At 69.1% G+C, this 23,979-nt stretch carries 21 protein-coding genes and 1 tRNA gene; 13 read left to right on the top strand and 9 right to left on the bottom strand.

All coding sequences use genetic code 11. The annotated features are described in order from the left end of the window. Window positions 1–16 precede the first annotated feature (16 nt). Window positions 17–472 (bottom strand): GNAT family N-acetyltransferase, encoded by a 456-nt coding sequence (locus AC1Q5B_RS10740; RefSeq protein WP_492631651.1) that lies wholly within the window; start codon window positions 470–472, stop codon window positions 17–19. Window positions 473–589: 117 nt separating this feature from the next. Between AC1Q5B_RS10740 and AC1Q5B_RS10735 the strand changes: the two genes are divergently transcribed. The 6 genes from AC1Q5B_RS10735 (at window position 590) to AC1Q5B_RS10710 (ending at window position 6,119) form a co-directional block, all read left to right on the top strand. Beyond that, window positions 590–666 (top strand) — tRNA-Arg (locus AC1Q5B_RS10735). A gap of 246 nt (window positions 667–912) precedes the next feature. Further along, window positions 913–2,445, top strand: a complete 1,533-nt coding sequence (gene amaB, locus AC1Q5B_RS10730; RefSeq protein ID WP_492631650.1) for an L-piperidine-6-carboxylate dehydrogenase — start codon at window positions 913–915, stop codon at window positions 2,443–2,445. A gap of 148 nt (window positions 2,446–2,593) precedes the next feature. Continuing rightward, window positions 2,594–2,872 (top strand): DUF4190 domain-containing protein, encoded by a 279-nt coding sequence (locus AC1Q5B_RS10725; RefSeq protein WP_492631649.1) that lies wholly within the window; start codon window positions 2,594–2,596, stop codon window positions 2,870–2,872. A 14-nt stretch (window positions 2,873–2,886) separates the two neighbouring features. Further along, window positions 2,887–3,942, top strand: a complete 1,056-nt coding sequence (locus AC1Q5B_RS10720; RefSeq protein ID WP_492631648.1) for a quinone-dependent dihydroorotate dehydrogenase — start codon at window positions 2,887–2,889, stop codon at window positions 3,940–3,942. Next, window positions 3,939–4,979, top strand: coding sequence for a UDP-N-acetylmuramate dehydrogenase (gene murB / locus AC1Q5B_RS10715; RefSeq protein WP_492631647.1), 1,041 nt, complete (start codon window positions 3,939–3,941; stop codon window positions 4,977–4,979). The genes AC1Q5B_RS10720 and murB overlap by 4 nt, the downstream gene beginning before the upstream one ends. 231 nt (window positions 4,980–5,210) lie before the next feature. Then, window positions 5,211–6,119 (top strand): DMT family transporter, encoded by a 909-nt coding sequence (locus tag AC1Q5B_RS10710; RefSeq protein ID WP_492631646.1) that lies wholly within the window; start codon window positions 5,211–5,213, stop codon window positions 6,117–6,119. 13 nt (window positions 6,120–6,132) lie between these two features. On the opposite strand, the gene AC1Q5B_RS10705 is transcribed toward AC1Q5B_RS10710, so the two are convergent. After that, window positions 6,133–8,874, bottom strand: coding sequence for a tetratricopeptide repeat protein (locus AC1Q5B_RS10705; protein WP_492631645.1), 2,742 nt, complete (start codon window positions 8,872–8,874; stop codon window positions 6,133–6,135). A gap of 95 nt (window positions 8,875–8,969) precedes the next feature. Between AC1Q5B_RS10705 and AC1Q5B_RS10700 the strand changes: the two genes are divergently transcribed. Continuing rightward, on the top strand, window positions 8,970–9,866 hold the full coding sequence (locus tag AC1Q5B_RS10700) for a diguanylate cyclase (RefSeq protein ID WP_492631644.1): 897 nt from the start codon (window positions 8,970–8,972) through the stop codon (window positions 9,864–9,866). A 15-nt stretch (window positions 9,867–9,881) separates the two neighbouring features. Here AC1Q5B_RS10700 and AC1Q5B_RS10695 read toward each other — a convergent pair whose 3' ends face one another. After that, complete coding sequence (locus AC1Q5B_RS10695; protein ID WP_492632086.1) at window positions 9,882–10,823, bottom strand: DedA family protein/thiosulfate sulfurtransferase GlpE; 942 nt, start codon at window positions 10,821–10,823, stop codon at window positions 9,882–9,884. 402 nt (window positions 10,824–11,225) lie between these two features. Between AC1Q5B_RS10695 and AC1Q5B_RS10690 the strand changes: the two genes are divergently transcribed. Beyond that, on the top strand, window positions 11,226–12,614 hold the full coding sequence (locus AC1Q5B_RS10690) for a pectin acetylesterase-family hydrolase (protein WP_492631643.1): 1,389 nt from the start codon (window positions 11,226–11,228) through the stop codon (window positions 12,612–12,614). 53 nt (window positions 12,615–12,667) lie between these two features. Continuing rightward, on the top strand, window positions 12,668–13,282 hold the full coding sequence (locus AC1Q5B_RS10685) for a hypothetical protein (RefSeq protein WP_492631642.1): 615 nt from the start codon (window positions 12,668–12,670) through the stop codon (window positions 13,280–13,282). Between the two features lie 163 nt (window positions 13,283–13,445). Here AC1Q5B_RS10685 and AC1Q5B_RS10680 read toward each other — a convergent pair whose 3' ends face one another. Together AC1Q5B_RS10680 and ispG are read right to left on the bottom strand one after the other, a co-directional pair. Next, on the bottom strand, window positions 13,446–14,117 hold the full coding sequence (locus AC1Q5B_RS10680; protein ID WP_492631641.1) for a phosphatase PAP2 family protein: 672 nt from the start codon (window positions 14,115–14,117) through the stop codon (window positions 13,446–13,448). 4 nt (window positions 14,118–14,121) lie between these two features. Continuing rightward, window positions 14,122–15,387, bottom strand: a complete 1,266-nt coding sequence (gene ispG, locus AC1Q5B_RS10675) for a flavodoxin-dependent (E)-4-hydroxy-3-methylbut-2-enyl-diphosphate synthase (RefSeq protein ID WP_492631640.1) — start codon at window positions 15,385–15,387, stop codon at window positions 14,122–14,124. 97 nt (window positions 15,388–15,484) lie between these two features. Here ispG and AC1Q5B_RS10670 point away from each other — a divergent pair, with 97 nt between their 5' ends. Together AC1Q5B_RS10670 and AC1Q5B_RS10665 are read left to right on the top strand one after the other, a co-directional pair. Beyond that, window positions 15,485–16,720, top strand: a complete 1,236-nt coding sequence (locus AC1Q5B_RS10670; protein WP_492631639.1) for an ATP-binding protein — start codon at window positions 15,485–15,487, stop codon at window positions 16,718–16,720. Window positions 16,721–16,733: 13 nt separating this feature from the next. Beyond that, complete coding sequence (locus AC1Q5B_RS10665; protein WP_492631638.1) at window positions 16,734–17,285, top strand: response regulator transcription factor; 552 nt, start codon at window positions 16,734–16,736, stop codon at window positions 17,283–17,285. Window positions 17,286–17,288: 3 nt separating this feature from the next. On the opposite strand, the gene AC1Q5B_RS10660 is transcribed toward AC1Q5B_RS10665, so the two are convergent. From AC1Q5B_RS10660 to AC1Q5B_RS10645, 4 genes are all read right to left on the bottom strand, one after another. Continuing rightward, complete coding sequence (locus AC1Q5B_RS10660) at window positions 17,289–17,975, bottom strand: hypothetical protein (RefSeq protein WP_492631637.1); 687 nt, start codon at window positions 17,973–17,975, stop codon at window positions 17,289–17,291. A 68-nt stretch (window positions 17,976–18,043) separates the two neighbouring features. Further along, the gene (locus AC1Q5B_RS10655; RefSeq protein WP_492631636.1) at window positions 18,044–20,242 is read right to left on the bottom strand and encodes a TonB-dependent receptor; all 2,199 of its coding nucleotides are present in this window, start codon (window positions 20,240–20,242) and stop codon (window positions 18,044–18,046) included. Window positions 20,243–20,304: 62 nt separating this feature from the next. After that, window positions 20,305–20,706, bottom strand: a complete 402-nt coding sequence (locus AC1Q5B_RS10650) for a DUF2946 family protein (protein ID WP_492631635.1) — start codon at window positions 20,704–20,706, stop codon at window positions 20,305–20,307. Between the two features lie 60 nt (window positions 20,707–20,766). Further along, complete coding sequence (locus AC1Q5B_RS10645) at window positions 20,767–22,023, bottom strand: hypothetical protein (RefSeq protein WP_492631634.1); 1,257 nt, start codon at window positions 22,021–22,023, stop codon at window positions 20,767–20,769. Window positions 22,024–22,199: 176 nt separating this feature from the next. On the opposite strand from AC1Q5B_RS10645, the gene xseA reads away from it, so the two are divergent. Then, window positions 22,200–23,528 carry an exodeoxyribonuclease VII large subunit gene (gene xseA, locus AC1Q5B_RS10640; protein WP_492631633.1) on the top strand — a complete coding sequence of 443 codons (1,329 nt, stop codon included), beginning with the start codon at window positions 22,200–22,202 and terminating at the stop codon, window positions 23,526–23,528. Between the two features lie 84 nt (window positions 23,529–23,612). Next, complete coding sequence (locus tag AC1Q5B_RS10635; RefSeq protein ID WP_492631632.1) at window positions 23,613–23,957, top strand: ribonuclease E inhibitor RraB; 345 nt, start codon at window positions 23,613–23,615, stop codon at window positions 23,955–23,957. Window positions 23,958–23,979: the final 22 nt, after the last annotated feature.

Below are 23,979 nucleotides of genomic sequence, written 5' to 3'. Positions count from 1 at the left end.
ACCAATGGCGTGTGCGCTACAACGTGCGCGTCATGAAGACGCTGTTCGGATCCTCGGCGTAGTCGCCGAAGGGCGCGCAGGGCGTGAACCCCGCACGCGCGTAGAGCGCATGGGCCGGCGCGAAATACGCCATCGATCCGGTTTCCAGGCTCAGCCTCGCGTAGCCGCGGCGACGCGCCTCGTCGATGATGTGGTCGAGCATCTTCGCGGCCACGCCACGACGCAGATGGCTCTGCGCCGTGCGCATCGACTTCACTTCGCCATGGTCGGCATCCAGCCGGCGAAGCGCACCGCAACCGGCGAGCGCTTCACAGTCCCATGCCGTCCAGAAACTGATGTCGTTCGCGCGCAGCGCGTCGAGATCCAGCGCGTGCACGCTTTCGGGCGGCGAGGTGCGATGCATCCAGTCCAGGTGCTCCTGCAGCAGTGCGATGACGGCGGGATGGCGCAGGTCGTCGAGACGGATGTCCATGCGGCGGGACCACGGAAGGGAGGTCGTTCCACAGTGCCATGCGGAAGGCCGGCGGGATACGGTGGATCGACGGACGCGTCGTACCTGACGGCGCTTCATGCGAGAATCGCCGCCGATGGCCCCGTAGCTCAGCTGGATAGAGCGTCCCCCTCCTAAGGGGAAGGTCGCACGTTCGAATCGTGTCGGGGCCGCCATCTTCCATCGCATGCGGCGGCACACGTGGCCATCGGCGAATCGCCGAACGCGATCACGCACGGTCGGCGAAGCGAACAAACCCCGCCAGCGGATCAACGGCCGCGCGCGCAAGCGGTTGTTACACAAGAACCTCTGGAAAAACACGGGGTTACGCGAGGCCGACGTGCGTCGCTCTGGTAGAATCGTGCCCCCTGCGACACCGCCTTCCGGCGATGCCGCCCGCATTCGATCCCCTGGAGCACTTCATGCCCGCAGACCTCCTCAAGGCCCTCGGCCTTGCCAGCACCAACTCCGGCACCTACCTCGGCAGCGGCGAGTGGTCCACCACCACCGACGCCGGCCTGTTGCAGTCGATCAACCCGACCACCAACGAGGTGATCGCCGAAGTCCACGCCAGCAGCCAGGCCGATTACGAGAAGGTCGTCGCCCGCGCCCAGGCCGCGTTCAAGATCTGGCGCACCACCCCGGCCCCGCGCCGTGGCGAGGCCATCCGCCTGTGCGGCGAGGCGCTGCGCAAGCACAAGGACGCGCTGGGCTCGCTGGTCGCGCTGGAGATGGGCAAGAGCAAGCCCGAGGGCGATGGCGAAGTGCAGGAGATGATCGACATCGCCGACTTCGCCGTGGGCCAGAGCCGCATGCTGTACGGCTATACCATGCACTCCGAGCGCCCCGGCCACCGCATGTACGAGCAGTACCAGCCGCTGGGCCTGGTCGGCATCATCAGTGCGTTCAACTTCCCGGTCGCGGTGTGGGCGTGGAACTCGTTCCTGGCCGGCATCTGCGGCGACATCTGCATCTGGAAGCCGTCCAACAAGACGCCGCTGACCGCGATCGCCAGCATGAAGATCTGCAACGACGCGCTGAAGGAAGGCGGCTTCCCGGACATCTTCTTCCTGATCAACGACGCCGGCGTCGAGCTGGCCCAGCAGTTCGTCGACGACAAGCGCATCCCGCTGATCAGCTTTACCGGCTCCACCCAGGTCGGCCGCACGGTCGGCGAGCGCGTCGCGCGCCGCATGGGCCGCAGCCTGCTGGAACTGGGCGGCAACAACGCGATCATCCTGGACGAAACCGCCGACCTGAAGCTGGCCGTGCCCGGCATCGTGTTCGGCGCCGTCGGCACCGCCGGCCAGCGCTGCACCACCACGCGCCGCCTGATCGTGCACGAATCCATCTACGACACCGTGCTGGCCACGCTGATCAAGGCGTACAAGCAGGTCGAAGGCAAGATCGGCGACCCGACCGACCCGGCCAACCTGATGGGGCCGCTCAACAGCCAGGGCGCCGTGCAGCAGTTCCTCGACTCCATCGCCAAGGCCAAGGCCAGCGGCGGCACGGTCGAGACCGGAGGCACCGCGATCGACCGGCCGGGCAACTTCGTGCTGCCGGCCATCGTCACCGGCCTGAAGAACTCCGACGAGGTCGTCCAGCACGAGACCTTCGCGCCGATCCTGTACGTGATGAAGTACACGACCCTCGACGAAGCCATCGACATGCAGAACGCCGTGCCGCAGGGCCTGTCGTCGTCGATCTTCACCCAGAACCTGAAGGCGGCCGAGCAGTTCCTGTCGGCGGCCGGCAGCGACTGCGGCATCGCCAACGTCAACATCGGCACCAGCGGCGCCGAGATCGGCGGCGCGTTCGGCGGCGAGAAGGAAACCGGCGGCGGCCGCGAATCCGGTTCGGATGCGTGGAAGGTCTACATGCGCCGGCAGACCAACACCATCAACTACTCCGACTCGCTGCCGCTGGCCCAAGGCATCAAGTTCGACCTCTGACCTCGGCGGCGCCGGCACGCGCGCGTGCCGGCCGCCCTGAACGCGTCCGCATCTGGGATAATCGCGCCACCTTCACGGGTGGCGCGTTTTTTTTGCTTGTCCGATCCCGCCCCAACCCGTCTCCCTGACCCCTGCATGGAGCCCTCAGATGACCTCAGTCCGCACCACCAGCAGTCTCGCCATCGCCAGCCTCGTGTCGGGCATTCTCGGCTGGACCCTGTTGCCCTTCATCGGCACGATCGTGGCCATCATCACCGGCCACATGGCGCGCGCCGAGATCCGCCGCAGCGCAGGCACGCTGGACGGCGACGGCATGGCCATCGGCGGGTTGATCCTGGGCTGGGTGTCGGCGCTGCTGTGGATCATCGGCATCGCGGTGATCTTCCTGTTCCTGGGCGGCATGGCCTGGCTGGCGACGTTGAACTGACCCCGCGCGCGACCATGTATTCGTTCGCCCGCCCCTTCCTCTTCGGCCTGGATGCCGAGACGGCCCATGGCCTGGGCCTGAAGGCGCTCGACCTGGCCTACCGCACCGGCACCACGCCGCTGGTGGCCCGGCCGATCACGCCGATGCCGACCAAGCTCATGGGCCTGACCTTCCCCAACCCGGTCGGGCTGGCCGCGGGCCTGGACAAGAACGGCGCGCACATCGACGCGCTGTTCGCGCTGGGCTTCGGCTTCGTCGAGATCGGCACGGTCACGCCGAAGCCGCAGCCGGGCAATCCGAAGCCGCGCATGTTCCGCCTGCCGGAACACCAAGCCGTCATCAACCGCCTCGGCTTCAACAACGAAGGCGTCGATGCACTGGTCCGCAACGTCGAAGCCGCGCGTCGCGACAGGGGCCTGCTCGGCATCAACATCGGCAAGAACAAGGACACCTCCAACGAGCGTGCTGCCGCCGATTACCTGTATTGCCTGGAACGCGTCTACCCGCTGGCGGACTACATCACCGTCAACATCTCTTCGCCCAACACGGCCGGCCTGCGCGAACTGCAGGAAGAACAGGCGCTGCGCCAGCTGATCGGCACCTTGCGCGAGGCCCAGGAGGACCTGGCCGCGCAGCACGGCAAGCGCGTGCCGATGCTGGTGAAGATCGCCCCGGACCTGTCCGACAGCGATATCGATGCGGTCGCGCGCGTGCTGGGCGACATGCGGGTGGACGGCGTCATCGCCACCAACACCACCGTCTCCCGCATGAGCGTGCAGGAGCACGCACATGCGCGCGAGACCGGCGGGCTTTCCGGCGCGCCGCTGATGGGCCAGGCCACGCTGGTGCTGCGCCGGCTGCGCACCCGCCTGCCGCACAGCATTCCGCTGATCGGCGTGGGCGGGATCCTGTCCGGCGCCGACGCGGTGGCGAAGATGTCGGCCGGCGCTTCGCTGGTGCAGTGCTACACCGGCCTGGTCTACCGCGGCCCCGAGCTGGTCCGCGAATGCGTGGAAGCCATCCGCCGCCGCCGCGAAGCGCCCAGCGGCGGCCCGGTGGCGCCGGAATGACGGACGGCTACCGCGTCACCGCGAACGCTCCGCTACGCGGGCGCACCACGTTCGGCGTTCCGGCGCGGGCGCCGTGGCTGATCGAGGTCGACGATGCGGCCGCGCTCGACGACGTTCTCGCGCTGCCGCAGGTGGTCGAAAGCGATCCGCTGGTGATCGGCGGCGGCAGCAACCTGCTGTTCGCCGGCGATGCGCCGGGCGCCGTCATCGCGATGGCCACGCACGACCTGCGCATACTCTCCGACGACGGCGACCATGCCCTCGTGCGCGCCGATGCCGGCGTCGCCTGGCATCCGCTGGTGATGTGGACGCTGGAGCGGGGCCTGTGCGGCCTGGAGAACCTGGCGCTGATTCCCGGTACCGCGGGCGCGTCGCCGATCCAGAACATCGGCGCCTATGGCACCGAGGTGGGCGAGTTCATCCATATCGTCGAAGCGCTCGATCGCCGCGACGGCACGCGCGTGCGGCTGGGCCGCGACGCGTGCGCCTTCGCCTACCGCGACAGCGTGTTCAAGCGCGATCCCGCCCGCTATCTGGTGACGGCGGTCGAGTTCCTGCTGTCGCGCACGCCGGCGCTGCGCCTGGACTATGCCGGCATCCGCGAAGAACTGGCGGCGATGGGCATCACCGCACCGACCGCCCGCGACGTCGGCGAAGCCGTCATCCGCCTCCGCCAGCGCAAGCTGCCCGACCCCGCCGTGGTCGGCAACGCCGGCAGCTTTTTCAAGAATCCGATCGTCTCGCAGGCGCAGGCCGACGCCTTGCTGGTCGACTACCCCACCCTGCCCGTGTTCCGCGGCGATGCCGCGCACAACCGCAAGCTGTCGGCGGCCTGGATGATCGAGGCCTGCGGCTGGAAGGGTCGTCGCGACGGCGATGCCGGGGTGTCCGCCGCGCACGCGCTGGTGCTGGTCAATCACGGCGAAGCGACCGGCGCGCAATTGCTGGCGCTGGCGCGGAAGATCGCCGCATCGGTGCAGTCGCGCTTCGGCGTGCCGATCGAGCCGGAACCGAAGATCATCGGAGCGACCTGGTAGTCCCGCGATGATGGGTGTCCTCGCCCCGGGTACTGCTCCCTCCCCCGTTCACGGGGGAGGGCTGGGGTGGGGGCCGACCGGAGTCCGTTGCATCCCGCTTACACAACGGACTCGACCGGCACGCCTCATCCTGACGGCACCGATCAGCCGCACGTTCGACCTCCGCGACGCCGTTCGCCCCCATCCCAGCCTTCCCCCGCTCGCGGGGGAAGGGGCAGATCCAGAACGCTGATGCCAACCCTCCCGACCCACTACCGCGCCGCCGCGCTGATGCTGGGCAGCACGGTGTTCTTCGCGCTGATGGTGGTGGCGATCCGTCTGGCGTCGGCGTCGCTGCATACGTTCGAGATCGCCTTCTTCCGCAATTTCTTCGGCCTGCTCGCAGCGGCACCGCTGATCCTGCGCCATGGTCCTGGCTTCCTGAAGACGACGCAGTTCCCGCGCTACCTCTTCCGCTGCGTCATCGGCATCTGCTCGATGCTGGCCGGCTTCTGGGCCATCGGCCACCTGCCGCTCGCGCAGGCGGTGTCGCTGTCGTACTCCACGCCGCTGTTCGTCACTCTGGCCGCCGCCGCGATGCTCAACGAACGAGTGCGTGCGCGCCGTTGGACAGCGGTGGCGCTGGGCTTCGTCGGCGTGCTGATCATCGTGCGGCCGGGCACCTCGCAGTTCACGGTCGATGCGATGATCGCCGTGCTCGCCGCAGTGATGAGCGCGCTGGTCGCGATCCAGATCAAGCAGCTCTCCAACACCGAGCCGGCCGACCGCATCGTCATCTACACCACGCTGCTGTGGGTGCCGATGTCGCTGGTGCCTGCGCTGGCCGTGTGGGAGTGGCCGCAGGGCATCGCCTGGGTGTGGGTGATCGCGGCCGGCGTACTCGGCACCGGTGGCCACATGCTGTGGACGCGAGCATTGAAGCTCGGCGAAGTGTCGGCATTGACCCCGATCAGCTTCATGCAGCTGCCCGTCGTGGCGGTGTTCGGCTGGCTGCTGTTCGACGAGAGTCTCGACCGCTGGACGCTGCTCGGCGCCGGCATCATCTTCGGCGCGAATGCCTACATCGCCCATCGCGAAGCCGTGCTGTCACGACGGTCGGCGTCGGAAGCCGCGAGTTCGGCCGCCAAGCCCGGCGAATGATCCCCGCGCCGGCTCAACCCCGCTTGGTGGGCTGTTTTCCCGGTCGCTTGCCTTCGCGATAGAGCCGCACGAAGTCCGCGTCGTCGTCACCCAGCGTTTTCGGATCCGCGGCCAGCAGGGGTGCGACGTACTGCCGGTAGAGCGGTTCGGCGTCCGCCTTGCGTCCGAGTTCGGTGTACGTGTCGATCAGGTTCCAGGCCGCGACGCGGGTTTCCCGATGGGTCTCGCCGAATACGCGCCGGCGGAGTTCGAACAGCCGCCGGTATTCCACCAGCGCGTCGGAAACCCGGCCAAGCACCCGCAACGCCTCGGCACGGATGACCAGGGTGATCTGTGCCTGCGGATGTTTCTCGCCCAGCGTCTTCAGCGCCAGCGGCTGCACATCGCCCAGCAGCCGCAGCGCGGCTTCGGCCTGGCCCGCATTGAGCAGCGTGCCGGCATGGTTGACCAGGATGGACAGCGTGTCCGGATGGGCGGGACCGAGCACGCGGCTGCGCGCCGTGATGACCTGCTCCTCCAGCGGCAGCGCGGCCGCGAAGTCCTTCAGCTTCGCGTAGGCCGTGGCCAGGTTCAGGCGCGTGCGGACGGTCTGCGGATGGTCGCGGCCAAGCACGCGCTCGCGGGCGGCCAGTACGTCCCGCAACAGCGGCAGTGCCTTCTCCACCGACGCTTCATCGGCGCCGTCGATCATCATCGTGGCCAGCGTGCTGCGCGCCTGCAGCGTCACCGGATGTTCGCTGCCCAGCTTGCGTACGTAGCGGTCGGTCAGGTCGCGCTGCAGGGAGATCGCGGCCTCCTTTTCGCGGTTCATGATGCGCAGCACCGCCAGGTTGCCCATCGCCGACAGCGTCTCTTCGTGGTCGGGGCCGAGCGTGGCGGTGCGCCGCGCGACCACCGTTTCCATGTTGGCGCGCGCTTCGGGCAGTTCGCCGAGGTTGCGCTGCACGGCGGCGAGATCGTTGGTGGCTTCCAGCGTCGCCGGATCGTCCGGGCCGGCACGGGCCAGCAGGCGCGCCTGCACCGCCTCGACCACGCCCTTCGCGCGCGGCCGGTCGCCGCGGGCCGAGATCACCTGCGCCTGCGCCAGTTCCAGCTTCACCCGCACGCGGTCGTTGTCCGCCAGCGCGAACGCACGCGGCAGTGCCTTCTGCAGCGCGGCCTCGGCCTGGTCGATGTGCGCGCCTTCCAGCAGCGCCTGCACTTGGTCGTTGCGCGCACGCAGGGTCTCCTGCGCGCCTTCGCCGAGCACGCGACTGCGATAGTCGGCCACCTGTGCGAAATGCGCCGCCGCCTTGTCGTAGCGACCGATGGCGGCATACACGTGGCCGACCGACTCGCGCAGGCTGGCGGCGACGTCCGGCTGGTCGGCGAAATCGCGCGCGATGGCATCCTCGGCATTGGCCAGCAACTGCCGGTCGACCAGGTCGCGCGCGAGATCGTTGGGGCTGGTCTTGGCCAGGGTGGCGCCGAAGGCATCCACCGCCGACGGGTCGAGGCTGCCCACCTGGCGCACCAGGCCTTCCGACAGGCCCACGCCCATCGTCTCGATGTCGATGCCTTCGAGCATCGACTGCTGGAACGCGGCGACCTTCTCCAGTTCAGCGCTGCGCGCCTCGGCCACGCTGCGCTGCGTGCGCGCCTGCTGCAGGCCGTACAGCGACAGGCCCAGTCCGCCCAGCAGCGCCAGCAGCGCGAAGCCGGCGGCGACGGCGGCCGCGCGATGGCGGCGCAGGAACTTGCGCCAGACGTAGCCGCGGCCCGGTGGCGCGGCCGTCACCACGCGGCCATCGAGATACCGCTGCAGGTCGTCGGCCAGCGCGGCGACCGAGTCGTAGCGCGCGTCGCGGTCGTGCTGCATGGCCTTCAGCACGATCCAGTCGAGGTCGCTCCTCAGCCGGCCACGCATGCGCGCCAGCGACAGCCCGCGCTCCTGTGCCAGCTGCTGCGCCTGCGCCGCCGGCAGCGCCACCAGCCGCGACGACGGTGCGACGGCGGTCGGCGTCTCCGCGGACCAGGTTTCGCCGGCCGCTTCCGGACGCACGCCGGTGACCAGCTCGCACAGCACCACGCCCAGCGAATAGACGTCGCTGCGCGTGTCGACCTGGCCCGCTTCGCCGTGCGCCTGTTCGGGGCTCATGTACTCGGGCGTGCCGGCGCGCTCCAGCGCGGCGTCGCCGGCCAGCGAGGCGGCCATGGCGATGCCGAAGTCGATGATCTTCGGCGCCGGACGGCCGTCGAGCGTGTCCACCAGCAGGTTGCCGGGCTTGAGGTCGCGATGCACCACGCCCTTGTGATGCGCGTGCTGGACACCCTCGCAGACGCGGACGAACAGCGCCACGCGCGCATCCAGCGACAGCCGCTGCTCGCGGCAGTAGCGCGTGATCGGGCTGCCGTCGGTCAACTCCATCGCGAAGAACGGGTAGCCTTCCTCGGTGGTGCCGGCGTCGTAGATCTGGGCGATGGCGGGGTGCCGCATCTGTGCCAGCACCTGCCGCTCCACTTCGAACCAGGCCAGGTGGCGGGCCTGCAGCCGCTGCACGCGCATCAGCTTCAGCGCCACCTCGCGGCGCACCGGCTCAAGCTGCGCGGCGCGGTAGACCTCGCCCATGCCGCCGCGGCCCAGCAGGGCCTCGATCCGGTAGCGGCCCAGGCGCGCACCGGGCGCCAGCGTGCCGTCCGCGGCCGTGGGCGCGTCTTTCAGGCGCGTCGCCAGGCTCTCGGTCGGTGCGAGGTCGTCGTAAGGTTGCGATGTCATGCCACTGTCCCCGGTGCGCCCGGCCATGGTAGCGGAAGCGTGAGTTGACCGACCGATCCGTTACACTCGGCCCCGCACCTGCCTGTCGCGCTCGCATGTCCCGGGACTTCCTGAATCCACCGACCACGCAACGGACTATCCTGAGCGACGGCCCGCGGCCGGCGTCGCACCGGTCCGCGTGCGTGGTGGTGATCCATGGCGAAGGGCTGGGCCGGCGCGCCGACATCGACACCGCGCGCGTGCGCGTGGGCCGGTCGCAGGAAGCCGACCTGCACATCCCGCACAACAGCGTCTCGCGCCTGCACTGCGAGATCTGGCGTGACGGCGACAGCTACCGCGTGCGCGACCTGGGCGCCACCAACACCACCCGTGTCAACGACGCGCCGGTCTCCGAGACGGTACTGGCCGACGGCGACCACATCACGCTGGGCGAAAGCATCCTCAAGTTCATCAGCCACAGCAGCGTGGAAGCGCGCTACCACGAAGAGATCTACCAGCTCGCCACCCACGATGCGCTGACGGAGATGTACAACCGCCGGCACTTCATCGAGACGGTGGAGAAGGAGATCGCCCGCGCGATGCGCCACCAGCGCGACCTGACCATGTGCATCATCGACGTGGACCTGTTCAAGCCGATCAACGACCGCTACGGCCACATCTCCGGCGACCTCGTGCTGAAGCAGATCGCCGCGCTGGTGCGCCGGCACGTGCGCAACGACGATGCCGCCGCCCGCATCGGCGGCGAGGAATTCGCGGTGCTGCTGCCCGAATGCGGACCGGAGGCCGCCTACGGCTTCGCCGAACGCCTGCGTGAAGCGGTGGAAGCGGTGGTGTTCAGGCCGGGCGGCGAGGCGCAGACGATCACCGTCAGCATCGGCATCGCCGCGCTGACGCCGGAGCGCGACACGGTGAGCCGCATGATGGCGGCCGCCGACGCGGCGCTGTACCGCGCCAAGAGCGAAGGCCGCAACCGGGTCTGCATCGAGCACTGACCCGGCTGCGCGGCATCAGCCGCCGATGCGCTCCACTCCGTAGCCCGCGCCGCGCCAGGCATCGATCCCTCCCCGTAGCGGCAGTACGTCGCGGAAGCCCGCCTTTCGCAGCTTCGCCGCCATCCAGGCGGCCGACACTTCATCCGGGCACGCGCAGTAGATGACCACCTTGCCGTCGCGCGGATACGTCGCGAGGATGCCACCCAGTTCGCGTTCGTCGGCGAACACGGCACCCGGGATCACGTACGGATCCACGTCGCGGAAGCCGGGCGCGCGGATGTCGAACAGCACCGGCGGCTGTCCGGCCTGCCGCAGCGCCTCCAGGTCCACCGGCTCGATCCGCGCCGCCTCCAGCGAGGCCAGCAGCGTGCGCCGGCGCCACCAGCGCCAGCCGATATAGGCCGCCAGCATGACGCCGACCAGCACGCCCGCCCCGGTGCCCAGCTGCGACAGCGTGTCGATGACCGTTTCGACCTGGCGCGAGAACACCACGCCGAGTCCCAGCCCCAGCGCGGCCCACAACGCCGCACCCAGGCCGTCATAGCGCAGGAACAGCGGCAGGCGCGCCTGCATGGCACCGGCCAGCGGCACCGAGACCATCGACAGGCCCGGGATGAACTTCGCCACGGACAGGACGCGGATGCCGAACCGGCCGTAGAAGCGCTCGGTGCGTTTCATGCAGGTGTCGCGCGACAGCGACAGCCGGCACAGCGACTGCAGCGTGCGGTTGCCGTAGCGACGGCCCGCGTAGAACCAGACGCTGTCGCCGACCAGGCTGGCCGCCACCGACACCGCCAGTACGCCGAGCAGCGGCAGCCACATCGCCTCCGGCTGCAGCGCCAGCCCCGCGCCGACCAGAATCAGCGTCGGCATCGCCGGCACCGGCAGGCCCAGCGACAGCGCCAGCACATTGGCGAAGACCAGCAGCACGCCGTACTTGTCCACCACGTCCTGCATCGCGATCCCCGTCGCTTCAGCCGCGCAGCGCGGCGAGCCGGCATGTTCGATCCATGCCCGCGCGGCGGCAAGCCGCAGGCCCGCAACAATCCGTTGCCCGGCCGCGAAGCGCACGTCCGTACCAGAAGCTGGTGCGTGTTGCGACGCGGGATCGCTGCATTTACCTGACCGCCTGCGGCATCCGCGAAGGGGGGCATCGCGGCCAATCCGGGGGCCTGCGCAGCCAAAGCCGACGCCATCACGCCGGCTTAATCCCGACGCCAGGAGGACGCACCACCATCCGCCTTCGTACGGTGGCCGCCCCCACAGGCGCCGCACGCCAAGGCAGTCCATCCCGTTGAACGTCCGCTCTGACTCTCGCCGGAGGATCCGATCATGGTTGCACCCGTACGACCCGTCCGCTTGCCCCTCGTCCTCGCCGCCGCGACGCTGACGCTGGCGGTCGCCGCCCCGCTGAAAGCGGAGGAAGGCGACTACAGCTTCTGGCAGACCCTGGTGAATCTGGTCTCGCCGCCCAAGGCCGACAACAAGGTCACCGCCGCGCAGCGCGCCGGCCACTATCCGTTGCTGTCGAACCCGTCCGGCTTCAACGACGGCTTCCAGCCCGGCCGCTACGACGCTTGGCAGACCATCCAGCTGGCGCCGTCGACCGGCGCGGTCTGCGGCGACGGCTCGCCGTTCAAGTTCTTCGTCAACCGCGTGGCCGACACGCGCAACACCATCATCTACATGGAAGGCGGCGGCGCCTGCTGGGACTACGCCAGTTGCAGCGGCCAGAGCGGCATCCGCGGCGCGCGCAATCCGAACGGCATTCCCGACGACTACATGGGCCTGCTGAATCCCGGCGCCAGCCTGGTCAGTCCGTTCGTCACCCGCGTCAGCCCGTTCGATGCCGTGAAGACGCAGGGATGGAACATGGTCTACGTGCCGTACTGCACGGGCGACATCTACAGCGGCGACCGCGTCGCGGTGTACGACGACCCGAGCGGACAGAACGCGCCCCTGGTGTGGCACCACAACGGCGCACGCAACGTGCGCGCGGTGGTCAGCTGGCTGAAGGACAACCTGCCGCGGCCCACACAGATGCTGTCCACCGGCTGCAGCGCCGGCGGTGCCGGCAGCCTGACCAGCTACCACCCGCTGCGCCGCGACCTGGCGCCAACGCGCAGCTTCCTGATCGACGACTCCGGCCCGATCTTCCCCACCCCGAAGAACGGCAATCCGGTCGACTACCCGTCCCAGCCGCTGATGGCGCTGATCCGCAGCGCGTGGGGCCTGGACCAGCCGAACGGTCCGTTGCCCTACCTCGCCAGCGGCCTGCCGCAGTTCGACCTCAACGAACTCGGCACCCTGTATCCCGCCCTGTCCAGCAAGTACGCGAACGATCGCCTCGGCCACACGCACTTCTGGAAGGATCTCAACTACTCCTCGTACTCGTACGAGCGCTTCTATCCCGACATCGCCAACGCACCGGACCAGGCCACCAAGGAAGCCCGCATCCATGCGCGCTGGAACACCGACACCGCCCGCCTGCGCGACCGCCTGAACACCTTGAGCAACTTCGGCGGCTACTTCCCGCAGTACCGCGCGCTCAACGAAAGCCACTGCACCACCATCGTCGACTTCAAGAACGCCGACGTGCAGGCGCAGAACCTGGAACTGAAGCACTTCATCGACAGCGTGCTCGACGGCCAGGGCAAGGTGCTCGATGCCAGCGAGCAGGACGACAAGGCCGACAAGGCCAAGCCGTTCAACCTGCTGTACTGGCTGGTGGATCAACTGCTGGGTTGACGGCCGTGTCCGGGGCCGTCAGGCAAAGACGGCCCCGGCACAGGGAGTTCCGCATGAAGAAACTGCTGACGCTGCTCGTCCCGCTTCTGGTCCTTGCGGCCGCCGTGCTCTGGTGGAAGAACGACGCGTCCGACACGCCGCCAGCGAACGCCTCCGGCTCCATGGTTCCGGCCAGAGACACCCCATCGTCGACGCTGGCTTCTCTGCAAGCCACGCCGCAAGCGCAGGCGCACCGCGACCGGCAGCGCTTCGAAGCCGATGCGAAGGATTTCTTCGCGCGTGCGCCGTCGCTGCGCGCGGTCGAACGCAGCGAGCGCGCCGATGCGCTGACGCGGCAGATCGACCATTACGAAGCCGAAGGCGGCCTGTCCGCCGGCGAGGCCGTGCTGCTGCGCACGGCCCTTGTCAAGGCGACGGTCGACGATCCCGCGCAACAGGCCGAAGCGGTCGCCGCCATCGCTGACCGCTACCGCGCGCATGCCGACCAGCGCATGGCCGCATTCGCCGCCCAGCAGGCCAGCGACCCCCGGTTCCAGGCCTACAAGACACGCGAAGCAGAGGTGGTGGCCGAGGTGATGGCGATGACCTCGGTGCCCGCCGGCCTGACCCGCGACCAGTACCTGCGCCAGCGCCTGCAGGAAGAGCGCGAGCGGGCGTATGCGCCCTAGCGACAGTTCCACTGCAGGAGCGACGTAAGTCGCGACCGCACGTCATCAGCTCAAACATTGCTGTCGCCAGCCCGACGCTGACAGCGCACCATGGCGCACGCATCCTGGTCATTTCCCTCCCGCGGTCGCGACTTACGTCGCTCCTACAGAAAACGGAATGCGCTCAACCCGCCTGCCACGGCCGACCGCGCATGCGGAACAGCACCAGGTAGACACCCGACACCCAGGCGACGCCGGCGGCGAAACCGCCCAGGATGTCCGACGGGTAATGCACGCCCAGGTAGATGCGCGACGCACCCACCAGCAACGCGAAACTGCCGGCAAGCACGACCGCCAGCCAGCGCCAGCGCGTGTGCCAGCACAACAGGATGACCACCATCGCCAACGTCGCCGAACCCATCGCGTGACCGCTCGGGAAACTGAAGGTGTGCTCGGGCGCGATGGATTCCCACAGCGTCGGCCGGTCGCGCTGGAAGAACCGCTTGGTCGCCATGTTCAGCAGCGCCGAGCCCGCGAACGACACGCCGGCGAACGTGGCTTCGCGCCAGCGCCGTGCGATCAGCAGACTGATCGTCAGCGCGATGTCGACCGGCACCACGCCCCACTGGTAACCGATCGCGGAAACGAAGATGAAGAAACGGTCCAGCGCCGGACCCGCCATGGCGTGCGCGCGCCACAGCAGCGGGTCGTCGAAGTAGAACGCTTCCAGTTCGTGGACTTCGTCCGCCAGTTCGACGAAGACCCACAGCGGCGCCAGCAGGCACAGGAACAACAGGACGAGGCGTCCGCCATGCTCGCGCAGCAGGCTGGCGATGAAGCGCCGGCCCTGGGCCAACCTCTCAGCCGGCGACACGCGCGTACTTGCTCTCGACGTAGTCGTCGATCAGCGCGACGAATTCGTGCGCGATGTTCTCGCCGCGCAGGGTCACCTTCTTCTCGCCATCGACGAATACCGGCGCTGCCGGCGCCTCGCCCGTGCCCGGCAGCGAGATGCCGATGTTGGCGTGACGCGATTCGCCGGGGCCGTTGACCACGCAGCCCATCACCGCGAGCGTCATGTTCTCCGCACCGGGGTGGGTGACCTTCCATTCCGGCATCTTGCCGCGCACGTGTTCCTGCACGACCTTGGCCAGTTCCTGGAAGAACTCCGACGTGGTACGGCCGCAGCCCGGGCACGCGGTGACCATCGGCGTGAACGCGCGCAGGCCGGTGGTCTGCAGCAGCTCTTGCGCGACGATCACTTCCTGCGTGCGCGACTGGCCGGGCTCCGGCGTCAGCGAGATGCGGATGGTGTCGCCGATGCCTTCCTGCAGCAGTACCGACAACGCGGCGGCGGACGCGACGATGCCCTTGCTGCCGATGCCGGCTTCGGTCAAGCCCAGGTGCAACGCGAAATCGCTGCGGCTGGCCATGTCGCGGTAGACCGCGATCAGTTCCTGCACGCCGCTGACCTTGGCCGACAGCACGATGCGGTCGCGCGGCAGGCCCAGCTCGACGGCGCGCTCACCCGAATCCACCGCCGACCGGATCAACGCCTCGCGCAGCACGCGGCCGGCATCCCACGGCACTTCGCGGGCATGGTTCTCGTCCATCAGCTGCGCCGCCAGCGCCTGGTCCAGCGAGCCCCAGTTGGCGCCGATGCGCACCGGCTTGCCGTAGCGGATCGCGAACTCGATCAGCTGGGCGAACTGGGTGTCCTTCTTCTTGCCGAAGCCGACGTTGCCCGGGTTGATTCGGTACTTCGCCAGCGCCTCGGCGCAGGCCGGTTCGCCCGCGAGCAACTGGTGGCCGTTGTAGTGGAAATCGCCGATGAGGGGCACCGAGATGCCCATCATCTCCAGCTTTTCGCGGATGCGCGGGATGGCGGCGGCGGATTCCGGATTGTTGACCGTCAGCCGCACCATTTCCGACCCGGCGCGCCAGAGTTCGGCCACCTGCTTGACGCTGCTGGCGACATCGGCGGTGTCGGTATTGGTCATCGACTGCACCACCACCGGACGGCCTCCGCCGACGGTCGCATTGCCGATCCGGACGGCCTGGGTGATGCGGCGCGGCCAGGGCGCGGCGTCGGTGGGGGGCGTGGGGCGGGTGACGGCGTCGTGCATGCGGGCATTGTAGCGTGGGCGCCCCGCCGGTCTGGTCCAGCGCGCCTGCGACGCCATGCCGCAGGCCCGACAGGCACGCTTGCACTAGCATGTGGACATGCCGAATACCCTGCTGACCCTGTCGCCGTCGTTCCTGCGCACGCTGTGCAACCTGCGCTGGGTGGCGATCGTCGGCCAGGCGGTGACGGTGCTGGTGGCGCTGGGTCCGCTCGGCATCGACCTGCCCCGCTGGCCGCTGTGGGCGGGCATCGGGGCCTTGGCCCTGTTCAACGTCTACGCCACCTGGCGCAGCCGCCGCCCGGGCGAGGAACGGGCCGCCGAGGCCTTCGCCCACATGCTGGTCGACGTGGCGGTGCTGTCCTGGCTGGTGGCCTGGAGCGGCGGCATCGGCAATCCGTTCAGCTCGATGTTCCTGCTGCTGATCGCGGTGTCGTCGCTGGCGCTGCCGCTGCGCTGGGTGATCGCCACCGGCGTGGCCTGCCTGGTGGGTTACGTGCTGACCGCCGTGTTCGGCCGCCCATTGCCGCACCTGCATGGCGACGGCTTCAACGTGCACCTGTGGGGCATGGCGGTGAACTTCGTGCTGTCGGCCGCGGTGGTGCTGTACTTCTCCACCCGCCTGGTCGCCGCGTTGCGCCTGCGCGAACAGGAACTGGCACGCCTGCGCGAGCGCTTCGCCCGCAACGAGGGCATTGTCGCGCTGGCCACCCATGCCGCCGCGGTCGCGCACGAACTGAATACGCCGCTGGCGACGATGACACTGCTGACCGAAGACATCCGCGAGCATGCCGCCGAGCCCGATATCCGCGAGGACGCGGCCACGATGCGCCAGCTGATCGACCTGTGCCGCGACCGCGTGCGCGCGCTCGCTGCATCCGCCGACCTCGGCGTGAACCAGCGCGTGGACCTGGACGACGTGGTGCAGCGCTGGCGGTTGATCCGCCCGACCGTGGAGCTGCAGCGCAGCGGCACGCTGCCGGCGTGGCTGGCGACCGACGCCTCCACCGGCCACCTGCTGCAGGCACTGCTGAACAACGCCGCCGATGCCAGCCGCCAGGCCGGCTCACAGCGCGTGGACCTGGACCTGCGCTGCGAAGGCGATGAGCTCGTCGGCACCGTGCGCGACTACGGCAACGGCTTCCACGAAGCGCTGCCGTTCCAGTCCGAACAGCTGTTCCGCACCAGCAAGCCCGAGGGCATGGGCGTGGGCCTGGCCCTGTCGCACGCCACCATCGAGCGGCTGGGCGGGCGCATGACCATGCGCGCCGTGCCGCCGAAAGGCGTACAGGTGCAATTCCGCCTGCCGGTGGCGCACCACGACGAAACCCCATGACACGAGGCAACCGATGAAAGGCCTGCTGGTCGACGACGACGAACTGTACGCGCGCACGCTGCAGCGCAGCCTGGCGCGCAAGGGCATCCAGACCGAGATCGCACTGGACGCCGCCAGTGCGCTGGCACGGGCGCGGGAGTACCGGCCCGATTTCGCTCTGGTCGACCTGAAACTGGGCGCCGACTCCGGGCTGAGCCTGATCGAGCCGCTGCGTGCGCTGCGCGCCGACATGCAGATCCTGCTGGTCACCGGTTACGCCAGCGTGGCGACCGCGGTGGAATCGATCAAGCGTGGCGCAGACGACTACCTGCCGAAGCCGGCGACCGTCCCGACCATCCTGCGTGCGCTGGGACTGGAAGCCCCGGCCACGGGCGAAGACGCCAGCGCCACGGACGACACCATGACGCCGCTGAGCCGGCTGGAGTGGGAACACATCCAGCAGGCACTGGCCGAGACCGAAGGCAATATCTCCGCCGCCGCGCGCCTGCTCGGCATGCACCGGCGCTCGCTGCAGCGCAAGCTGGCCAAGCGCCCCGGCCCGGAGCGCCGCTGGATCGACGAATAGCCGTCAGCGCGGGGAATCGCGGTCGGGATCCATCGCCATGCCGGCCCCCATGCCGAGACCTGTGCCGGCCCCCATGCCCGCACCCATCCCCCCTGCACCGCCTCCGCGCGCGCCGTCGCCGCGGCCTTCGCCCTTGCCGCCGCCCTCGCCCTTCCCTTTTGCCGCGACCGGCCGTGCCGGACCCTGGCGGGGAATATCGAGTCCTGCGGGGATCGGCTCCAGGTCCAGCACGCTGCGGATGAAATCGCGCAGCGATACCACCAGCGCATGCGTGTGGATGGGACGCCCGGCAGCCAGGTCGGTCGCCGCCTGCGCCGCCAGTTTCACCTGGTCGTCTGTGCCCAGCAGGATGATGTCCGACAACGCGGCTTCGACCGCATCGCGGATGCGCCGCGAACGGTCGCTGCCGTCATCGCCGGTGTCGAGACCGCCCTCGCGCGCCCGTTGGCGCAGTTCGCGCAGATGGGTGGGATCGACGTCGAGATCGCCGGTGAACGAGCCGCCCAGCGTCTTGTAGGCGGCGATCAGCGTGCGCAGGCGCTCGTTGATCTGGCGGTTCTCGCGCGCCCGCCGCTCCTGCACCGTCTGCATCACCAGCAGGCGGATGCCGACGCCGATCAGCGTGATCAGCGCCAGTCCCGCCAACGTGGTCAACAGGCCCTGCCACGAACTGAAGTCGAGACCGCGCATGGCGGGAGTCCTCCGGTTGTCCGGCCGCTACCTTACCGAAATCCGCATCGCCGCCGTGCGCAACCGCATCAGAACGCCTTGCGCAGCACCACCTCCCAGCTGCGTGGATCGCCCAGATAGACCATCGTGCTGCCCAGCGCATAGATCGCGTGGGTCCGGTCGCCCAGATTGCGGCCGCGCAGCGTCAACGTCGTGGCGTCCGTCCAGCGAAGGTCGACATGCGCCCCCCAGGTGGCGTAGCCCGCCGTGGACAGCGTGTTCGCGGCGTCGGCATGGCGCGACGACACGCCGCGCAGGTCGATGCCTGCCGACCAGCGTGGACCGAAGGTGTAATCCACCCACAGATTGCCCACGCGCGACGGCGTGTTGATGGGCCGGTTGCCCGCCCGCGACACCGATACGCCACCGATGCTCTCGTAGAACTCGTCCAGCGTGGCATCGACCCAGGCAAGATTGCCCTGCACGCTCACCGCGGCGAGCGGACGCCAGCCGAAGGCGGCTTCGACACCGCGCGACGATTGCCGGCCGACCGGCAGCGTCTGGCCGGGATGGGCGGGATCGGTGATGGCGAGATGGCGGCGGACGATGCGGTAGGCCGCCAGCGTGGCGAAGCTGCGCCCGTCCTCCGACTGGACCTTCGCGCCGACCTCGCCCTGTCGACCGGTCGTGAGATCGAAATCACGCAGCGTGGCGAAGTTCGCCGTACTGAGGATGCCGGCGGGCGGATCGGCCGCGGTGCTGTACTGCGCGTAGAGACTCGCCTGCGGGGTGATGATCCAGTTCAGCGCGACGCGTCCGGTTATCGGCGTGTAGTCGCGTTCGAACCGGGCAGGATTGGTCGGCGACACCGCGCGATGGTTCACCACGTCCAGCACGATGCGGTCGCGCCGCAGGCCGGTCAGCAGCGACAGCGACGGGGTCAGTTCGGTCAGGTTCTCTACGAACAGCGCCTGCGTGTGCAGGCGGTTGGTGCGGTCCGGCGTGTGGACAAGGGCCGCGCCGGGGACATCCAGGAAACGTCCTGGTGTAATCGCGTCCAGCGGCACGGTGTCGATGGTCGCCGACAGCGACAGCGGAAAGCGTGTCTGGCGGTTGTAGCTGACGTCCAGACCAGTGTTCCATTGCGACGGAAGACCGAATACCGTGCCGGTGCGCGCCCATTCGAGGCGATTGCCGTAGACCTGCTGGTCGTGGCGCTGCAACAGTGCGCCCGAGCGGACGACGCCGTCGTTGCCCGCGGTCAGGCGGTAGCTCTCGACATTGCGGTAGTCGCGCAGCGCGTCGTAGTGGTAGATCGTGTTGCGCACGGTATCGCGCTCGCCCGGCGTCCATTCCAGCAGCGAGCGCGCCCAGCGCACGTCCTGCCCGTAGTAGCCGTCGGCAACGTTGTAGTTGCGGCCGACGGTCTGCGGCAGCACCAAGAGGCGACCGGTCGCCGGCTGCCGCACGGGCGTACCCCAGTACGGGCGATGGCTGTCTTCCTGCTGATGTTCGACGGCTACCGTGTGGCGCAGCGTGGGCGCCACCTGGACCAGCCAGGACGCTGCCAGCGTGGTCGCCTCGCGCCGCTGTCCATCGACCCAGCTGTCGGCATCGCGTGCGCTCGCATCCATGCGAACGGCCTGGCGCGCATCGCCGCCGATGCGCAGGTTGGCGCCCATGGCGAGCGTGCCGTCGCGGAACGAACCCCACGACGCCTGCACAGCGGCTTCGTCGCGTTCCAGCCGCGCGAGCCGGGTCACGTAGTTGATGGTGCCACCGACCGCGCCGGCGCCGTAGAGAAAGCTGGACGGTCCGCCGATGGCCTCAACCCGCTCGTACTGCCACGCATCCACGGGACGTGCCGCGATGCTGGCGTACTGCACATCGATGCCGTTGAACAGCTGGGTGATCTGGCTGCCGGAGAAGCCGCGGTACGTCACTGTGTTGCCGTTGCCCGGCGGCGACGCAACGGTCAGCCCCGGGATGCCGGCCAGCGCTTCCTGAGTGGTGCGCACGCCGCGTGTATCGAGGGTGACACGGTCGATGACGGTGATAGAGGCCGGCGTCTCCATCACACTGAGCGTCAGGCGCGTGCCGGTGCCCGCCGCCTGATCCAGGCCGGCCTTATGGCCTTTGACTTCGATGGTATCGAGCTGAGTGGCGCGGGAACCATCGGGCAGCACGACGGATTCGGCGGCAAGAGCAGGAACGGGGAACGAAAGGACCGCGGCGACAGCCACGGACAGGCGCGACGCAGGCAGCGTCGTCCGGAAAACAGAGAACATGGAAACTCCAAAGCACAAGGACGCGGCGCGCGGGCCGCATGGTCAGTCGGGGGTCTTGTGGTTCAGAGCAGGATCGGCGGTCCTTGTCCGCCGAGGCCACGCAGACGCAGGCGTCTTGCGAGTGGAAGCGGGACGACGCGCGCGACGACGCCACCGGCAACGCGCGGGAACAACAAGGCGATGCTGAGCAACAGCAATGGCAGCGCCGCTGCCAGCACACAGTAGGCGCAGTCCACCCCCATCGGCATGCCTGCGGGCGCCGGCGACTTCTTTTCGACAGGCGATTCGATGCGGGTATCGACCCACTTGATACCATCGTTGGTGCACAACTCGGTCCAGCCCGCCATCACCTGCGTGCCGACACTCGCGACCCAGCGCGTGACCGACGGCGCGAACGCCATCAGCAGCACCGCCAGCAAGGCGAGCTGCAGCATCGGTCGCAGGAAGGCGGACGAACGGATCACACGGCGATTCTAAGCGGTGGAGCCGGGATGATCAGGCGCGACGGAGTGTCGCACCCTACCTCATCGCGGGAACTGCACGCGCGCACCGAGGATGCGCGGCGCTTCGCCGTCCACATCCACCCACGCCAGCCAGGCGGCATCGCCTTGCCACTGCATCCGCGGAATCCCGCTGGCGCGTCCTCGCGACGACAGCGTCGCAACTTCGACGCGCTGCCCTTGTTTCCACGCCGCATCGTAGCGGCCGAGCACCAGCGTCTGGCGCTCGTCCGGTGTCTGTTCCAGCCAACTGGTCAGCAGGCGATCACCGGCCAGCGCCAGCCCCAGGCGACCGAGCACCTGCGCGCCCTTCGCCAGCGTCACCGGCGCGCCGAACGTATCGCCGGCATCATCGGAGCGTGCCGCACGCAGTTCCGGCATGCCGCCCGCTTCCGTGTACCAGGCGACCCAGACGGTGGCGCCATCGGCGACGACCATCGGACCGTTGACCGGGCAACCCGCTATCTGCCAGCCATCGGCATGCACGTCACGCGGCGTCGTCCACCGCTCGCCATCGAAGCGCACAATGCGCGTATCGCGGATCTCGCCCGCACTGCGTCCCCGGTAGACCACCACCACGCCACGATCGGTGACCGCCGACGAGGTAGAGCAGCAGTCGCAGGTGGACACATCCAGCGGCCACTCGCCCGTCTGCTTTGCCTGGGTGTCGTACGCCGCGGCGCGCAGCATCATCGCGGCACCGCCGGCGTGATCGTGCCCGCCCGCGTCATGGCCGGTGTGCCCGGCGGCGGCCTTCTGCCGGCTGTCGAGCCAGGCGATACCCAGTTGATCGCGCGCCTGCGGCCAGAAGGTCACGAAGCCGTGGTCGCCGGGCGTACCGGCGGGATGCACCAGCTGCGGCGATGTCCATGTCGTACCACCGTCATCGGAGCGCACCAGATCGATGCCGTAGTCCATCCGCGACGGCCCGGTGCTGCGCAGCCAGTGCGCCCACCACGACCCGTCCTCCAGCGCGAACACATGCGGCGTGTCCGCCCAGTTGCGGAAGAAGTCAGCGCCCTCGGCGATGGTGGCCGACGGCGTCCACGCAGCGGAGCCGGCGCCGCCCTTCCACTGGCTCATCCGGAACCGCAGTGCATCCTCACCTGCAGGCTGCAGCCAGCTCAGCAGCAACGTACCGTCCGGCGCTGCGACGAGATCCGGCTGCGCCGCACCCGGTGGCGTCGGCAGCGTCCATGCCTCGACGACCGGTGATGCGGCGGCGGGCGCCCCCTGATCCGTCCCGCGCTCCGGCGGCGTGCACGCGCCCAACGATGCCATCGCTAGCAACGCAAGAAGGATTCGGCATGCGGTGGCGCCAGCAGAGGCAACAGGCATTGCGGGATGTCCGTTTACGGGAAGGCGACATTGCACCATGGAATCCGCCCGCCTGGCTGCGACCGGCTGACGCAGGCGCCTTCGCGGCGCCGATCGTCTCCACCGTTTATCCTTGCGCCATGACCGACACCGCCCGCGACATCCTGACGCCTACCCAACTGAACACGCTGGCGCGCGACCTGCTGGAAGGCGCGTTCCCGCTGGTGTGGGTGGAGGGCGAGCTGGGCAATGTCACCCGTCCTGCCTCGGGGCACCTGTATTTCACGCTGAAGGACGCGCGCGCGCAGGTGCGCTGCGCGATGTTCAAGCCCAAGAGCCAATGGCTGAAGTTCGCGCCGCGCGAAGGCCTGCGCGTGCTAGCGCGCGGACGACTGACCCTGTACGAAGCGCGCGGCGATTACCAGTTGGTGATCGACAGCCTGGAGGAAGCTGGCGAAGGCGCACTGCGGCGCGCATTCGAGGAACTGAAGGCCCGGCTTACCGCAGAGGGTCTGTTCGACGACGCGCGCAAGCGCCCCCTGCCCGCCCACGTGCAGCGCCTCGCGGTGCTGACTTCGCCGACCGGTGCGGCAGTGCGCGACGTGCTGAGCGTCCTGCAGCGACGCTTCCCCCTGCTGGAGGTCGATGTACTGCCCGTGCAGGTGCAGGGCGAGGCGGCGGCCGCACAGATCGTCGACATGCTGCAGCGCGCGGCGCGCAGCGGTCGCTACGACGTGCTGCTGGTCGCCCGAGGTGGCGGCTCGCTGGAGGATCTCTGGGCCTTCAACGACGAGCGCCTGGCGCGCGCCATCGCCTCCTCGCCTGTTCCCGTCGTGTCCGCGATCGGCCACGAAACCGACTTCACACTCGCCGACTTCGCCGCCGACCTGCGGGCACCCACGCCCTCCGTCGCCGCCGAACTGCTGGTGCCGGATCGACGCGACCTGCTGACACGATTGCGCGTTCTTCAACGGCGCCTCGCCACCACCCAGGCGCACCGCCTGCGCAACGCCATGCAACGCGCCGACCGCGCCGCTTTGCGCCTGAACGCACTGCGCCCGCAGGCGCGACTGGAACTGTTCCGGCGCCGCCGGGAAGACGCTGCGCGACGCCTGCACGCACTGTGGCGCGACCGGCAGGCGCGCCGCCTGGCCGCACTCCGCCATGCCGACGCCGTTCTGCGCGCGCATGCGCCGCAGCGTCGGCTGGAACAGCTGCGCGCCCGCCTGCTCGCCCTTGCCCCCCGCCCCCAGGCCGCCGTCGCCCGCACCCTGCAACGCGACGCCCTGCGCCTGCGCGCCCTCGCCCGCTCGCTGGAAGCCGTCAGCCCGCTGGCGACCGTCGCCCGAGGCTACGCATTGGTGACGAAAGAAGACGGCACGCTGGTGCGCTCGGTGGCGCAGGTACGACCCGGCGAGTGTATCGATGCGCAGGTCGGCGATGGCCACCTGAAGCTGCGCGCGGAATAGCCGCGGCACATCGGCGGATCCTCGTCAGCGACATCCATTTCAATACGCGGCAGATGCGCCGCCCCCGACATCAGGAGCCCCCCCATGATCACCCGCGAACAACTGGTCGAGATGTTCGACAACATGGCCAGGGAAACGCCGTGGGACTTGAGGAAGCCCCTGGTGTGGGGATACTTCTTCACCCACCGTACGCGCGCGCCGCTGGAGGCGGTGGTCCCCTTGCTGCAGGAACAGGGCTATCGGGTGATCGCGCTGTATCTGGAAGACAAGGACAACCGCAAGGACCCGGACCTGTGGTGGCTGCATGTCGAAAAGACCGAGGTCCATACGCCGGACAGCCTCGACGAGCGCAACCGGGCGCTGTACCGCTTCGCCGATGAGCACGGCCTGGATGCCTATGACGGCATGGATGTCGGCGCCATCGACTGACACTCCCAGGCGCATCGCGGAG

The sequence above is a fragment of the Pseudoxanthomonas sp. GW835-FHT14C01 genome, from assembly GCF_058793715.1.
The sequence above is the reverse complement of the archived record's forward strand: the minus strand, read 5'-3'. Positions and strand labels throughout refer to the sequence as shown.

Bases quoted from the DNA above. Each gene is read 5' to 3' on its own strand.
- xseA (WP_492631633.1), top strand. From the start codon at position 22,200: ATGACCGACACCGCCCGCGACATCCTGACGCCTACCCAACTGAACACG.
- AC1Q5B_RS10635 (WP_492631632.1), top strand. From the start codon at position 23,613: ATGATCACCCGCGAACAACTGGTCGAGATGTTCGACAACATGGCCAGG.
- AC1Q5B_RS10660 (WP_492631637.1), bottom strand. From the start codon at position 17,975: ATGCGCGGTCTCGACTTCAGTTCGTGGCAGGGCCTGTTGACCACGTTG.
- AC1Q5B_RS10700 (WP_492631644.1), top strand. From the start codon at position 8,970: ATGTCCCGGGACTTCCTGAATCCACCGACCACGCAACGGACTATCCTG.
- AC1Q5B_RS10695 (WP_492632086.1), bottom strand. From the start codon at position 10,823: ATGCAGGACGTGGTGGACAAGTACGGCGTGCTGCTGGTCTTCGCCAAT.
- AC1Q5B_RS10705 (WP_492631645.1), bottom strand. From the start codon at position 8,874: ATGACATCGCAACCTTACGACGACCTCGCACCGACCGAGAGCCTGGCG.
- ispG (WP_492631640.1), bottom strand. From the start codon at position 15,387: ATGCACGACGCCGTCACCCGCCCCACGCCCCCCACCGACGCCGCGCCC.
- AC1Q5B_RS10645 (WP_492631634.1), bottom strand. From the start codon at position 22,023: ATGGCATCGTTGGGCGCGTGCACGCCGCCGGAGCGCGGGACGGATCAG.
- murB (WP_492631647.1), top strand. From the start codon at position 3,939: ATGACGGACGGCTACCGCGTCACCGCGAACGCTCCGCTACGCGGGCGC.
- AC1Q5B_RS10710 (WP_492631646.1), top strand. From the start codon at position 5,211: ATGCCAACCCTCCCGACCCACTACCGCGCCGCCGCGCTGATGCTGGGC.
- AC1Q5B_RS10725 (WP_492631649.1), top strand. From the start codon at position 2,594: ATGACCTCAGTCCGCACCACCAGCAGTCTCGCCATCGCCAGCCTCGTG.
- AC1Q5B_RS10685 (WP_492631642.1), top strand. From the start codon at position 12,668: ATGAAGAAACTGCTGACGCTGCTCGTCCCGCTTCTGGTCCTTGCGGCC.
- AC1Q5B_RS10655 (WP_492631636.1), bottom strand. From the start codon at position 20,242: ATGTTCTCTGTTTTCCGGACGACGCTGCCTGCGTCGCGCCTGTCCGTG.
- AC1Q5B_RS10740 (WP_492631651.1), bottom strand. From the start codon at position 472: ATGGACATCCGTCTCGACGACCTGCGCCATCCCGCCGTCATCGCACTG.
- AC1Q5B_RS10670 (WP_492631639.1), top strand. From the start codon at position 15,485: ATGCCGAATACCCTGCTGACCCTGTCGCCGTCGTTCCTGCGCACGCTG.
- AC1Q5B_RS10665 (WP_492631638.1), top strand. From the start codon at position 16,734: ATGAAAGGCCTGCTGGTCGACGACGACGAACTGTACGCGCGCACGCTG.
- amaB (WP_492631650.1), top strand. From the start codon at position 913: ATGCCCGCAGACCTCCTCAAGGCCCTCGGCCTTGCCAGCACCAACTCC.
- AC1Q5B_RS10720 (WP_492631648.1), top strand. From the start codon at position 2,887: ATGTATTCGTTCGCCCGCCCCTTCCTCTTCGGCCTGGATGCCGAGACG.